Below are 12,727 nucleotides of genomic sequence, written 5' to 3'. Positions count from 1 at the left end.
ATATGGGAAAGGAAGAGAAAAAGAAAGGAGGCATCTATATGCTGAAAAAATTGCAGATTCAAACAAACAGACGGGATGAAATGATCGACATCACACATGAAGCTGAAGCGTTTCTCCGCAAAACAGGCGTAAAAAACGGTTTGGCGCTCATATACTGTCCCCATACAACCGCCGGCATTACCATAAATGAAAATGCCGATCCGGATGTGAAGAGGGATATGCTCAGAAGGTTTGATGAAATGTATCCGTGGGAGCACGAACTGGACCGGCATATGGAGGGAAATACGGCAGCACATATGAAAGCGAGTACAACCGGCGCCTCCCAGCATGTCATCATAGAAGACGGGCGCCTGATACTCGGAACATGGCAGGGCGTTTATTTTTGCGAATTTGACGGTCCGCGAAACAGAACATGTTATATCAAAATACAGGCTGAACCGGAGGAAAACACAAATGAGTGAGTGGATGAGTGCATTATCATTAACAAAGCCCGTCATTCAGGCGCCGATGGCCGGCGGGCTGGTCACGCCGCGTCTGGCTTCGGCGGTATCAAATGAAGGGGCGCTCGGAAGCCTCGCTTCAGGATACGTCAGTCCGCAAGCGCTTGAAAAACAGCTTATCGAGATGAAAGAGCTGACGGACCGCTCCTTTCAAGTAAATCTTTTCGTCCCGGAAGAAAGGAAGATGCCTGAGCCGGAACTTGTTGAAAAATGGAAAGCCCGCATCCCGAGGGCCAAAGACGCCAAGCCGTTCTCTGATCTGAAAGAAGAATGGAATGATTTCGAGGAAAAAGCGGAGCTTCTGATCCGTTACGGAGTCAAAGCGTGTTCATTCACCTTCGGCCTGCCGCCGGAAGAAACGGCGGAAAAGCTGAAGAAAAGCGGTTGTTTCCTTTTCGGCACGGCGACAACGCCGGAGGAAGCGAAGGCCTTTGAAGAACGGGGGATGGACGCCGTTATCCTTCAGGGAATAGAAGCCGGCGGACATCGCGGGTCGTTTCTGCCGGTTAAAGGAGAACCGGCTCTCGGCCTTATGGCGCTGATTCCGCAGGCTAGAGACGCGCTGAATATCCCGGTGATTGCGGCAGGCGGCATTTTTGACCGCCGCGGCGTGCAGGCGGCCCGATGTTTGGGTGCGGACGGCGTTCAAGTAGGAACACCGTTTCTCCTTTGTGAAGAAAGCAGCACCTCACCGGCATATCAAAAAGCCATTGCCGAATCAAAAGGAGCCGACACGCGGCTGACCACTCTGTTTTCGGGAAAACAGGCGCGGGGAATCGTGAATCAGTTCATGAAAACATATGAGGCTGACGAGGGAAATACGCTGCCTTATCCGCTGCATAATACGCTGACAAAGCCGATGCGCGGGCACGCGGCTCAATCAGGAGACGCGGAGTATATGTCTTTATGGGCCGGCCAGTCCGCCGCGAAACTTGAAGGGCCGACAGACGTGAAAACCGTTTTGGACGGATTGTGCGAATCATAATCCAGAAATCGTGAGGTGATGGATGATGAAGATTCTTCAAATGTCCTATAAAAAAAGAGGGACTATTGAGTTTGTCTTTGAAGATTTTCCGCATTCCAAAGTCACCATGGCGCCGATTAAAGGGTATTACTTTGTCCGCGCCATTAAATGGAGCCGACGGGACAGAGCCGTCACCCGACATGATTTAGAGAAGTTTGAATGGGCTGCAAACCAAGCGCTCGGCACGACGGCTTTTTACCGGAAAAGAAAAGCATTCCGCATCCCATCGTCACAATGACAGACGATGGGATTGTTTTAATGCATGATCTGATAAAGCGCGGGTGCATCAAGCCTTGTTGCCTGGTTAAGCAGATAAGCCGGCTGCACGGCATTTTTTTTTCTTAAAGAATTCAATCTCTGGATGATTTGTTCAGCGGTCAGAATCCCGAGACCGTGGGCGAAATATTGATCATTCCCCATCACAATGACATTCTCTCCCCGCCACTGAGCCTTTGCAGGATTAAAATCAGGATTTTTAAAATATAAACAATCTCCCCGTAAAAAGTGGCTGCCGGTTTCCGTGTAGATCGGCAGATGCTCATAGTGCCAGTCATACAAAGTGATATCCCGGAAACGCCGGTTAAACCGTTCTTCACCGATTGTCTTTAAGACGGCCAGATAATAAATCACAACAATGGCGGTAGCGCATTCAAATGCGTAAAACGCCCCATTTTCAATAATGTCCCGAATCGCTTTTGAAGCGGGGATTCTGTACTTCAGCTCCAAGGCTCCTTCCGGCGTCACTCTCCAATAAGCCGTATTTCCGTATGTTTTGGCGAAAGTTGCAAATTTCACACCTGATCCGTGCAGTTCTCTTGCGGCTTCCACAATATGGCGGCGCAGCCGCACCTCGAACATCAGTTCAGCAATCGACCCGTAATCGAATTGTACGGGAGAATTGAGCAGTTCATTTATATACGGAACAAGGCTTTCTTCCGTCTGCCAGTTCGCGATGTCCTGAGGCCGTAGCACTTGGCCGGATATGATAATCATCTGCGCGCCCCCTATCTTTTTTTATAAGATATGCAGGAAGCTTGGGCAATGAAAATCAAGTCATAAAAAAGGAGGAAATGTTAACAAAATGTGAAGACTGAGCCGATATATAAGGTATCACACTTGAGGGAGCAGCTTAATATGAAAAAATTCATTAATTGGTGCACAAAGGCATCGATTTCACGTAAATTAATCATTTCATTTATCGTGATCTTAATCATACCGATTCTCGTGTTAGAATTCAGTTCATACCATACGGCGAGCAATTCGCTGGATGATCAGATTTCAGGCAACGCGAAAAATAACATCGAATCTTTTAACACAACGATTACAAATGATATCGGCGCAAAAGCAAAGGCAATTGAATTTTTCAGTGAAACGTTAAAAGGGTCATCCTTCTCAAAGAAAAACATGTCTGCTCTTGAAGAAAAGTTCGGGCAATACACGTCTATTCATAAGGACGTAGCCCGCATTTACGGAGGAACGGAAGACGGCAGCTACGCACAGGCGCCGAAGGAGAATACTCCGGCCGATTACGATCCGAGAACACGCACTTGGTATAAAGACGCTGTGAAGGCTGGCGGCACGCTCGTTGTCACCGACCCTTACACCGCGGCAAGCGACGGCAGCATGGTCGTTACCGTGGCAAAGCAGATGCAGGACGGAACAGGCGTAGTGGCCATGGATATTACGATTGACCAGCTGCTGAAGCAAATGCAGGGAATCAAAATCGGACAAAAAGGATTCGTGTTTATCACGTCCAAAAATAAAACCTATGTCGCGCATAAAGACCACAAACCTGGCGATAAAGTTTCAACCCCGTGGCTGAATGAGGTATACAGCAAAGACAGCGGCATTATTTCATACAAGCTCGATGATCAAAATAAAAAAATGGCGTTTACGACAAATAAACTGACCGGATGGAAAATAGAGGGGAGCATGGAGCTCACCGAAATTAAAGACGCCTCACAACCGGTGCTGACGATGGGAATGATCGTCCTTGCAGCATCCATTATCATCGGGGGAATTTTAATTCTGTTGATTGTCAGATCCATTACGTCACCGCTGAAACGGCTTGTCCGCTCTTCTAAACAAATCAGCGGCGGAGACTTGACTGAAACCATTGATATCCGCTCGAAAGATGAATTGGGCGAACTCGGCGCGAGCTTTAATGAAATGGGAGAATCTCTGCGCGGACTGATCAGCGCGATCCAAAACTCTGTCGACAATGTGGCCGCGTCATCAGAAGAGCTGACTGCTTCAGCTTCGCAGACAAGCAAAGCGACGGAACATATTACGATGGCGATTGAGCAGTTTTCAAACGGAAACGAAGAGCAAAGCGAAAAAGTCGATTCAAGCTCAGCCAAGCTGAATCATATAAATGACGGACTCGCCGCCGTTTCCCGCACATCATCATCCATTACGGAAGCATCTAAACAATCGAAGGAAGCTGCCGGCACAGGGGAAGAATATGTGCAGCAAACCGTCGGGCAGATGAATCTCATCAATCAATCGGTCCAGCAGGCGGAAGCGGTTGTAAAAGGCCTTGAGGCCAAATCAAAAGACATCACTCATATTTTAAGAGTCATCAACGGCATTGCCGATCAGACAAACCTGCTTGCTTTAAATGCAGCCATTGAAGCGGCAAGAGCCGGTGAATACGGGCGGGGCTTCTCAGTGGTAGCCGAAGAAGTGCGCAAGCTTGCCGTCCAATCCGCCGGTTCTGCCAAAGAGATTGAAAAACTCATTCAGGAAATCACGGCTGAGATTAATACATCACTTCACATGTTCACATCCGTTAATGAAGAAGTTCAATCAGGACTTGCCGTGACGGACCGCACGAAAGAAAGCTTCCAGAATATCTTCGGCATGACAAACGATATCGCCGAGAAGCTTCAATCGATGAACGGCACGGTTGAACAGCTGTCAGACAGCTCCCAGCACGTTTCAGCCGCAGTGACGGATATTGCGGACGTATCTAGGGAAAGCGCAGCAAGCATTCAGGATATTGCCGCATCCGCAGAAGAACAGCTTGCATCAATGGAAGAAATCAGCACATCCGCCGATACTTTGGCGCAAATGGCCGAAGAACTGCGGGAATTAACGAAACAATTTAAAATCAACTAGTAAAAAAGGACGCTTTCCGGAGGGAAGGCGTCCTTTTTTATAGTGACAGCCGGATAATTGAATAAAAAGTCTTGCATACAAAGGGAGTACATAGGACTATTTTTCATTTATGACTTAATTTTCAATGTAATAAAAAGGGAGTTGGCCGATATAAACAGTAAATGATTGAAAGAGGTTTACAAAATTGAAAAAAACAGCAAAAAAAATCGCCAGAAAATCAATAGCCAAAAAACTGATCATTTCATTTTTACTGATCTTAATCATTCCGGTAGCAGTATTGGCTGCCGGCGCCTACCGTTCGGCGGCTTCATCCGTTGAAAAGCAAATGATGGAAAGCGCCGAAGGAAATGTGCAAATCTTAAACAATATGATTGATGACCGGATCGGAATGTTTACAAAAAGCTCAGCATATTTCAGCGAATGGGCGACAAGCGCTAAATTTAAAGAAAAAAACCAAACGGAAATGCAAGAAAGGTTCAAACAGTTTATTGAAAGCAATGATAAAGCATCCGCCGTATTTTCAAGCAGCAAGGAAGGAACGTTTACCCGTTATCCGCATGCCGATATGCCGGCCGATTTCAATCCGCTTGAAAGAAGCTGGTATCAGGAAGCTATGGAGAATAAAGGCCAAACCATCATCACAGACCCTTATGAGTCCATCTCAAACAAAAAGATGGTTGTCACCATGGCCCGCGCGGCGCAAGACGGATCAGGCGTCGTCGCCATTGATATAAAAATCGACGATCTCATCACGATGACAAAAGAAGTGAACATCGGAAAAGAAGGATACGCCTTTATCCTCAGCAAAAATAAAAAAGCCGTTGCCTACAGTGATGAAAAAGCCGGCGCGGCGGTATCGGGAAAATGGGTTGATACATTATTCAGCGGGCAAAAAGGCGACTTTGAATATACGCTGAACGGGAAAGCGAAAAAAATGGCGTACGTGACCAATGAAGCGACGGGCTGGAAGATCAGCGGAACCATGTCCGTGGAAGAAATCAAGGATGCGGCAAGACCGGTTCTGACTCTGGCCGTTATCATATTGGCGATAGCCATTGCCGCAGGGATGATTTTCATTTATTTTGTCATCCGCTCAATTACCAAACCGTTAAAACGTCTCGTAGCTTCAGCGGAAAAAATCAGCGGCGGAGATCTGACGGAAACCATTGATGTCAGCTCTAAAGATGAGCTGGGCGTGCTCGGTAAAAGTTTTAATCATATGACAGATTCACTCCGTTCGCTTATTCAGGGAATTCAGGACTCTGTTGAACATGTCGCTTCTTCCTCAGAGGAGCTGACGGCTTCGGCTGAGCAGACGAGCAAAGCAACGGAACATATCACCCTTGCGATTGAACAGTTTTCTAATGGAACGGAAGACCAAAGTGAGAGTATTGATAAAGCGACAGCCCAAGTGAATGAGATGAAAGACGGGCTCAGTGATCTGGCGGAAGCGGCAGCCGTGGTGACGGAAACGTCAATTGAATCGGCGGAGATATCCGGCGCCGGTGAGCGGCTTGTCAAGAAAACAGCCGGCCAGATGGGCGCCATTGACCAATCCGTAAGTAAAGCGGAGCAAGTCGTACAAGGGCTTGAACTCAAATCGCAGGACATCACCAGCATTTTGCGCGTCATTAACGGCATTGCCGATCAAACGAATCTCCTTGCTTTAAATGCAGCCATTGAAGCGGCAAGAGCGGGAGAATACGGACGCGGTTTTTCAGTCGTTGCCGAAGAAGTGAGAAAGCTTGCCGTCCAATCCGCCGATTCAGCGAAAGAAATCGAATCCTTAATTCATGAAATCGTCAAAGAAATTCATACTTCGCTCGGAATGCTGGAATCCGTCAATCACGAGGTGAAAAGCGGACTTCAGTTAACGGACGAAACGGAAAAAAGCTTCCGGGACATTTCCGTTAAAACAAATCAGATTGCCGGTGAACTGCAAAATATGAATGCAACCGTGGAACAGCTTTCTGCCGGGTCTCAGGAAGTATCAAACGCTTCAGAGGATATCGCGGCCGTCTCCAGACAAAGCGCGGCCGGCATTCAGGACATCGCGGCTTCAGCTGAAGAGCAGCTTGCGTCCATGGAGGAAATCAGTTCCTCCGCCGTCACGCTGGAAAAAATGGCGGAAGAATTACGCGAACTGACAAAGCGTTTTAAGATAAACTCTTAATTAAGTCTAAAAGACTAATTTTAAGATAGGTAAAAAGTATGTTTCGTTATATTTCTTCTTTTTGGATGTGTATAATTACCCATAATTGCCGATATGAAGGGTAAACACGCAAGAGGAGATATAGCAGATGAAAAAAATTGTGCAAATCATCAAGCAGAGATCGCTTACAAGAAAACTGCTCATTTCTTTTTTGGCCATACTCATTCTTCCTATTTCAACGCTGGCTTTTATCGCCTATCAATCGGCGGTAAGCACGCTTGACAGGCAGATGATGGGAAGCGCACTAGATAATGTGCAGCAGATTAACGATATGATCAACACAAGCATCAGCCAAAAGGAAGACGGAACGGCATATTTCAGCGACTGGCTCACAAAGGATCGGTACAAGCCGAAAAACCAATCGCAAATTACCGATAAATTCACAGAGTACATGAAGATCAATAAAGACGTGGAATCCATTTATACGAGTGACACGGAAGGACATTTCACACGGTATCCGGATCTGCAGATGCCTAAAGGATATAATCCGCTTGAAAGAGACTGGTATAAAAAGGCCGTGGAAAATAAGGGGAAAGTTGTTGTAACAGATCCTTACCGCACGGCTTCCACCAATACGATGGTCGTGACGGTCGTTCAGCAGACGAAAGACGGCTCAGGAGTCGTCGCCATCAATATGAAAATCGATGAGCTTCTGAAAACGACAAAGAAAGTGAACATCGGAAAATCAGGCTACGCTTTTATCCTGACGAAAGACAAAAAAGTGGTCGCCCACCCGAACCGCACGTCAGGCACAGTATTAAACGGGGAGTGGGCTGAACAGCTGTTCACCAGCAAAAAAGGTGATTTTCAATACAAATACGACGGCCAGGAAAAGAAAATGGCTTATGATACAAACGGGCTGACAGGCTGGAAGATTACCGGAACGATGTATCTGGACGAAATTCATGAAGCGGCCCTGCCGATCCTTCATCTGTCCCTGCTCGTTCTCGTATTAGCGATTGTGATCGGAACCATCGTCATGGTGCTAATTATCCGTTCAATCACAAAACCGCTCAAGCAGCTTGTGACATCATCGAAACAGATCAGTGAAGGCGACTTAACAGAAACGATCGAGATTCAGTCAAAAGATGAATTAGGCGAGCTTGGCAAAAGCTTTAACAATATGGCCGCTTCGCTCAGGTCTCTCATCCATGCCATCCAGGATTCCGTGAATAACGTCGCATCTTCCTCAGAGGAGCTGACGGCTTCAGCGGAGCAGACAAGCAAGGCAACCGAACATATCACACTGGCGATCGAACAATTTTCTAACGGAAATGAAAGCCAAAGTGAAAACATTGAAAGCGCGGCGGAACATATTTACCAAATGAACAGCGGGCTTAAAGATATGGCGAAAGCATCTGCCGTCATTACCGAATCCTCCGCCACATCAGCGGAAGTCGCCAATTCAGGCGGAAAGCTCGTCCACCAGACGGTCGGCCAAATGAACGTCATTGACCGGTCAGTGAAAGAAGCTGAACAAGTGGTGCGCGGACTTGAAACAAAATCAAAAGACATTACAAACATTCTCCGTGTCATTAACGGAATCGCTGACCAGACAAACCTTCTTGCGCTGAACGCGGCAATTGAAGCCGCACGTGCGGGTGAATACGGGCGGGGCTTCTCAGTCGTCGCCGAAGAGGTCAGAAAACTTGCGGTCCAGTCTGCCGATTCAGCGAAAGAAATCGAAAGCTTAATCATAGAAATCGTCAACGAAATCAATACATCTCTCGGCATGTTCCAATCCGTCAACAAAGAGGTGGAGAGCGGACTGGATATTACGAATCAGACCGAAACGAGCTTCAAACGGATTTCTGAAATGACGAACCAGATCGCCGGAGAAATTCAAAATATGAATGCGACGGTAGAACAGCTGACAGCAGGCTCTCAGCAGATTTCAGGAGCTTCTGAGCAAATCGCGTCCATCGCAAAAGAAAGCTCCGCCAGCATTCAGGATATTGCGGCCTCCGCCGAAGAACAGCTGGCTTCAATGGAAGAAATCAGTTCGTCTTCGGAAACGTTATCCCAAATGGCGGAAGAATTACGTGATATGACGAAACGATTTAAAATAGATTAATAGGTCATAGAACACCCAAATGTGCTGTTTGGGTGTTTTTTTTAGTTTTTTTAATAAATCTTTTGTCCTATCTGACGATATTAGATTTAGCTTTTCAAAGAAGGAGACTGAAAAAATGAAACAACTGATACATTGGATCAAACAGCCATCCATCAGCAAGCCGCTGATCGCGGCATTTTTAGCCGTATTGGTGCTTCCGGTCGGCATACTCGCCTACTTCAGCTACCAAACGGCGGGGAGTACATTAGAAAGCGAACTGACCCACAGCGCCCAGGGAAATGTCAGCGAACTGAACAGCGTGCTGGAAAACATGCTCGAAGGCAAGCTGAAAGCGATTGACTACTACAGCGAATCAATCACTAAGGAAAAACTGAACACAAAAAATAAATCGGTACTGCTCGACAATATGAAGCAGTATGTCACCGTAAATGACGATGTCGCGTCAATTTACGCCGCGTCTCGCGACAAAGCGTTCGTGAAATATCCGTCCGTTGATATGCCGTCCGATTATAATCCGCTCACGCGCGAGTGGTACACAAAAGCGGTTGAAAAAAGCGGACAGCCGGTGTTTACCGAGCCTTATAAAGACGCTGCAACCGGACAGACGGTCGTTACGATTGCCCAGCAGACAAAAGACGGATCAGGCGTTGTGGCGCTTGATATTAATCTGGGCGACCTGCTGAACGCTTCCGAACGTGTGCAGATCGGTCATAAAGGATTTGCCTTCATTACAACGGGAGATAAAAAATACATCGCCCATCCGACTATAAAAGCGGGAACGGAGGGCTCCGGAGAGTGGATGAAAGAAGTATTTTCCAAATCAAGCGGATCGTTTGAATACATGTTTGAAGGACAGCAGAAGAAAATGGCCTTCACGACAAACAAACTGACGGGCTGGAAAATCGCCGGCACATTTTTTGTCAGTGAGATCCATGACGCAGCCTCGCCTGTCATGAAAATGGCGCTGATCATCCTGGCGGTTTCTCTTATCGTCGGCGGTATTTTAATCTTTTTTATCATTCGCTCGATTGCAAAACCGCTCAAAAAACTTGTTTCAACATCAGCTAAAATCAGTGACGGCGATTTAACGGAAGTCATTGACATCAAGTCAAAAAATGAATTCGGGCAGCTCAGCCAAAGCTTCAATGAGATGTCGGCATCACTCCGGTCTGTCATCGGCGTCATCCAATCATCCGTCGAACATGTCGCTTCTTCATCCGAAGAGCTGACGGCATCCGCCGGACAGACAAGCAAGGCGACAGAGCATATTACACTGGCGATTGAACAATTCTCAAACGGAAACGAATCACAAAGCGAGAAATTGGGAGAAAGTGCTGATCATCTTTCCCAAATGAATGCCGGCATTGCCGAGACGGCGAATGTATCGGCGGAAATCACTGAATCCGCCATCCAAACCTCTGAAACGGCCGGAAGCGGAGAAGAATTAGTGGCGAAAACGGTAGGCCAGATGAAAACAATTGATCGTTCCGTACAGCAGGCGGAAGCGGTCGTAAAAGGGCTGGAAACGAAGTCGCACGACATTAAGAGCATTCTCAACGTCATTAACGGCATTGCCGATCAAACAAATCTGCTTGCCTTAAACGCTGCCATTGAAGCAGCCAGAGCAGGCGAATACGGGCGGGGCTTCTCCGTCGTTGCGGAAGAAGTGAGAAAGCTTGCCGTACAATCAGCCGGCTCCGCGAAGGAAATCGAAACGCTGATTCAGGAAATCGTCAAAGAAATCGCCACATCGCTTTCCGTATTCCAAGCGGTGAATCAAGATGTGAAGGAAGGCCTCGATATTACGGATCAAACGGCCGAAAGCTTCAAAAAAATCTCAGAAATGACGACTCAGATTTCAGGCGCCTTGCAGCATATGAACGGAACGCTTGAGAAGCTTGCAGCCGGGTCGCAAAATGTGACAAACGCGGTGGAGGACATTACCTCAGTCGCCAAAGAAGGGTCCGCCGGCATTCAAGACATCGCCGCCTCAGCTGAAGAGCAGCTGGCCTCCATGGAAGAAATCAGTTCATCCGCCGAAACGCTTGCGCATATGGCTGAAGAACTGCAGCAGGTCACACGGAAATTTACGATTCAGTCTGAAGACGAAGAACAGCTGTAGCGAGCTGTTTCTTTTCCTCATCTGAAAAAAGCGATACACTAATATAAAAGAAGGGAGTGGCAGTGATGAGATTAGAAGGTAAAAAAGTCATAGCGCTTGTCAGTGACGATTTTGAAGACTTAGAGCTTTGGTATCCCGTCTACCGGCTGAGAGAGGAAGGCGCGATCGTTCATTTAATAGGAGAAGAAGCGGGCCGTTCATACAAAGGAAAATACGGCGTGCCCGCGACGGCGGATTACGATTTTAAGAGCCTGATTATTCAGGAGTATGACGCCGTGCTCGTGCCCGGCGGCTGGGCTCCTGACAAACTGCGAAGATATCCCGAAGTTTTGGACATCATCCGTACGATGAACGAGCAGAAAAAGCCGATCGGCCAGATCTGCCATGCGGGCTGGGTGCTCATATCTGCCGGAATTCTCGCAGGAAAAAAAGTAACGAGCACGCCCGGCATCAAAGACGACATGACAAATGCAGGGGCACAGTGGCTGGATGAAGCTGTCGTAACTGACGGCCACATTGTATCAAGCCGCCGCCCGCCCGACCTTCCGCAGTATGCAAAAGCGTTTGCTGACCTGTTAGCGTCCAAATAAAAAACATCCGCCCGAATCAGGGCGGATGTTTTTAGTTTTGATCGGCGGGAAAGACAATTCCTATTTGTTTTCTCGCTTCTTCCATAATGCTTGCCGTAATGAAAGAACGTTCAAATGTATTTTCGGAAGACTCCCGCTGTCCGTTTCGAAGAAGATTGATGAATTCAGCCGTTTCGTAGTACATCGATGGTTTCAGATCAGGGACTGAAATGTCTTCCGTCCGGCCGTCACGATAGCGGATTTCCGCCCGTTCCGGTCCGTGAATGCTGTCCAGAACGATCGTGCCGTCTTCACCCTGAATTTCCGCCGGGGCAAACGAATTTGAGATTTTCGAATGCATCAGCACCGCTTCAAATCCGTCGTATGACAGAATGACCGTACCTTCGCCGTCAACGCCGGATGCTAGTTTATGACCGGTCGCAATGACGTTTTTCGGTTTGCCGAACAGGACGACGGCCGGATAAATGCAGTACACGCCGATGTCCATTAACGAACCGTTCGATAATTCAGGCTTAAACGCGTTTAGCACCGTACCGTTTTTATATGCATCATATCGTGATGAATATTGGCAGTAGCTTGCCGTGAATCTCCTGACGGGTCCGATTTTATGTAAGTGGTTTTGAAGCATGCTGAAGTTCGGCAGGAACGTTGTTTTCATGGCTTCCATCAAGAGAACGCCGTTCGTTTTGGCTGCGTGAATCATTTCATCCGTTTCCCTTGCGTTAGACGCAAACGGTTTTTCGCACAGTACATGCTTGCCGTGTTCCATAAAAAGGACCGCCTGCTCTTTGTGAAATGCATTCGGGCTGGCGAGATACACCGCGTCATAGGCTTTGCTTTCCGCCATTTCTTTCAGGCTGGTAAAATAATGAGCAGCGCCGTGTTTGCCGGCGAATTCCGCCGCGCGTTCCTCAGTTCTGGAATAAACCGCCGTTAATTGAAAATCATCAATAGCAGAAGCCGCCTCCAGAAATCGTTCTGTAATCCAATTCGTTCCGACTGTTGCAAATCGAATCATTGCTATCGCTCCTTCTATGTATTGGCTTACATTATAGCTTTTTTTCTGAGAAACATAAATGGAAAAA

At 47.4% G+C, this 12,727-nt stretch carries 10 protein-coding genes; 8 read left to right on the top strand and 2 right to left on the bottom strand.

Annotated elements, in window-relative coordinates; genetic code table 11:
- Window positions 1-38 precede the first annotated feature (38 nt).
- The 3 genes from NYE42_RS15545 to NYE42_RS15535 are packed head-to-tail and all read left to right on the top strand — an operon-like array spanning window position 39 to window position 1,762.
- Entirely contained in the window at window positions 39-461 is a 423-nt protein-coding gene (locus tag NYE42_RS15545) for a secondary thiamine-phosphate synthase enzyme YjbQ (protein ID WP_012118289.1), read from the top strand.
- Complete coding sequence (locus NYE42_RS15540) at window positions 454-1,485, top strand: nitronate monooxygenase (protein WP_039254108.1); 1,032 nt, start codon at window positions 454-456, stop codon at window positions 1,483-1,485. Before NYE42_RS15545 ends, NYE42_RS15540 begins: the two co-directional genes overlap by 8 nt.
- A 25-nt stretch (window positions 1,486-1,510) precedes the next feature.
- Window positions 1,511-1,762: a hypothetical protein gene (locus NYE42_RS15535; RefSeq protein WP_007408636.1), complete on the top strand. Its 252-nt coding sequence runs from the start codon at window positions 1,511-1,513 to the stop codon at window positions 1,760-1,762.
- Between the two features lie 17 nt (window positions 1,763-1,779).
- Here NYE42_RS15535 and NYE42_RS15530 read toward each other — a convergent pair whose 3' ends face one another.
- A complete protein-coding gene (locus NYE42_RS15530; RefSeq protein ID WP_007408635.1) occupies window positions 1,780-2,517 on the bottom strand; it encodes a protein-glutamine gamma-glutamyltransferase in 738 nt (245 codons plus the stop codon).
- A gap of 141 nt (window positions 2,518-2,658) precedes the next feature.
- Here NYE42_RS15530 and NYE42_RS15525 point away from each other — a divergent pair, with 141 nt between their 5' ends.
- The 5 genes from NYE42_RS15525 (at window position 2,659) to NYE42_RS15505 (ending at window position 11,642) form a co-directional block, all read left to right on the top strand.
- Complete coding sequence (locus tag NYE42_RS15525) at window positions 2,659-4,644, top strand: methyl-accepting chemotaxis protein (protein WP_039254112.1); 1,986 nt, start codon at window positions 2,659-2,661, stop codon at window positions 4,642-4,644.
- A gap of 184 nt (window positions 4,645-4,828) precedes the next feature.
- Window positions 4,829-6,817 carry a methyl-accepting chemotaxis protein gene (locus tag NYE42_RS15520; RefSeq protein ID WP_039254114.1) on the top strand — a complete coding sequence of 663 codons (1,989 nt, stop codon included), beginning with the start codon at window positions 4,829-4,831 and terminating at the stop codon, window positions 6,815-6,817.
- Between the two features lie 127 nt (window positions 6,818-6,944).
- Window positions 6,945-8,930: a methyl-accepting chemotaxis protein gene (locus tag NYE42_RS15515; RefSeq protein WP_007408632.1), complete on the top strand. Its 1,986-nt coding sequence runs from the start codon at window positions 6,945-6,947 to the stop codon at window positions 8,928-8,930.
- Between the two features lie 115 nt (window positions 8,931-9,045).
- Window positions 9,046-11,052: a methyl-accepting chemotaxis protein gene (locus tag NYE42_RS15510; RefSeq protein ID WP_039254117.1), complete on the top strand. Its 2,007-nt coding sequence runs from the start codon at window positions 9,046-9,048 to the stop codon at window positions 11,050-11,052.
- A 65-nt stretch (window positions 11,053-11,117) separates the two neighbouring features.
- Complete coding sequence (locus NYE42_RS15505) at window positions 11,118-11,642, top strand: type 1 glutamine amidotransferase domain-containing protein (protein WP_003152143.1); 525 nt, start codon at window positions 11,118-11,120, stop codon at window positions 11,640-11,642.
- Window positions 11,643-11,673: 31 nt separating this feature from the next.
- Here the strand turns inward: NYE42_RS15505 and NYE42_RS15500 are convergent, their stop codons facing one another.
- On the bottom strand, window positions 11,674-12,660 hold the full coding sequence (locus NYE42_RS15500) for a Gfo/Idh/MocA family oxidoreductase (protein ID WP_015240454.1): 987 nt from the start codon (window positions 12,658-12,660) through the stop codon (window positions 11,674-11,676).
- Window positions 12,661-12,727: the final 67 nt, after the last annotated feature.

It is taken from the genome of Bacillus sp. FSL K6-2865, assembly GCF_040311405.1.
Classification (GTDB): domain Bacteria; phylum Bacillota; class Bacilli; order Bacillales; family Bacillaceae; genus Bacillus; species Bacillus velezensis.
This window is presented reverse-complemented; position numbering and strand designations above follow the sequence as displayed.

Bases quoted from the DNA above. Each gene is read 5' to 3' on its own strand.
- NYE42_RS15500 (WP_015240454.1), bottom strand. From the start codon at position 12,660: ATGATTCGATTTGCAACAGTCGGAACGAATTGGATTACAGAACGATTT.
- NYE42_RS15515 (WP_007408632.1), top strand. From the start codon at position 6,945: ATGAAAAAAATTGTGCAAATCATCAAGCAGAGATCGCTTACAAGAAAA.
- NYE42_RS15505 (WP_003152143.1), top strand. From the start codon at position 11,118: ATGAGATTAGAAGGTAAAAAAGTCATAGCGCTTGTCAGTGACGATTTT.
- NYE42_RS15530 (WP_007408635.1), bottom strand. From the start codon at position 2,517: ATGATTATCATATCCGGCCAAGTGCTACGGCCTCAGGACATCGCGAAC.
- NYE42_RS15545 (WP_012118289.1), top strand. From the start codon at position 39: ATGCTGAAAAAATTGCAGATTCAAACAAACAGACGGGATGAAATGATC.
- NYE42_RS15535 (WP_007408636.1), top strand. From the start codon at position 1,511: ATGAAGATTCTTCAAATGTCCTATAAAAAAAGAGGGACTATTGAGTTT.
- NYE42_RS15540 (WP_039254108.1), top strand. From the start codon at position 454: ATGAGTGAGTGGATGAGTGCATTATCATTAACAAAGCCCGTCATTCAG.
- NYE42_RS15525 (WP_039254112.1), top strand. From the start codon at position 2,659: ATGAAAAAATTCATTAATTGGTGCACAAAGGCATCGATTTCACGTAAA.
- NYE42_RS15510 (WP_039254117.1), top strand. From the start codon at position 9,046: ATGAAACAACTGATACATTGGATCAAACAGCCATCCATCAGCAAGCCG.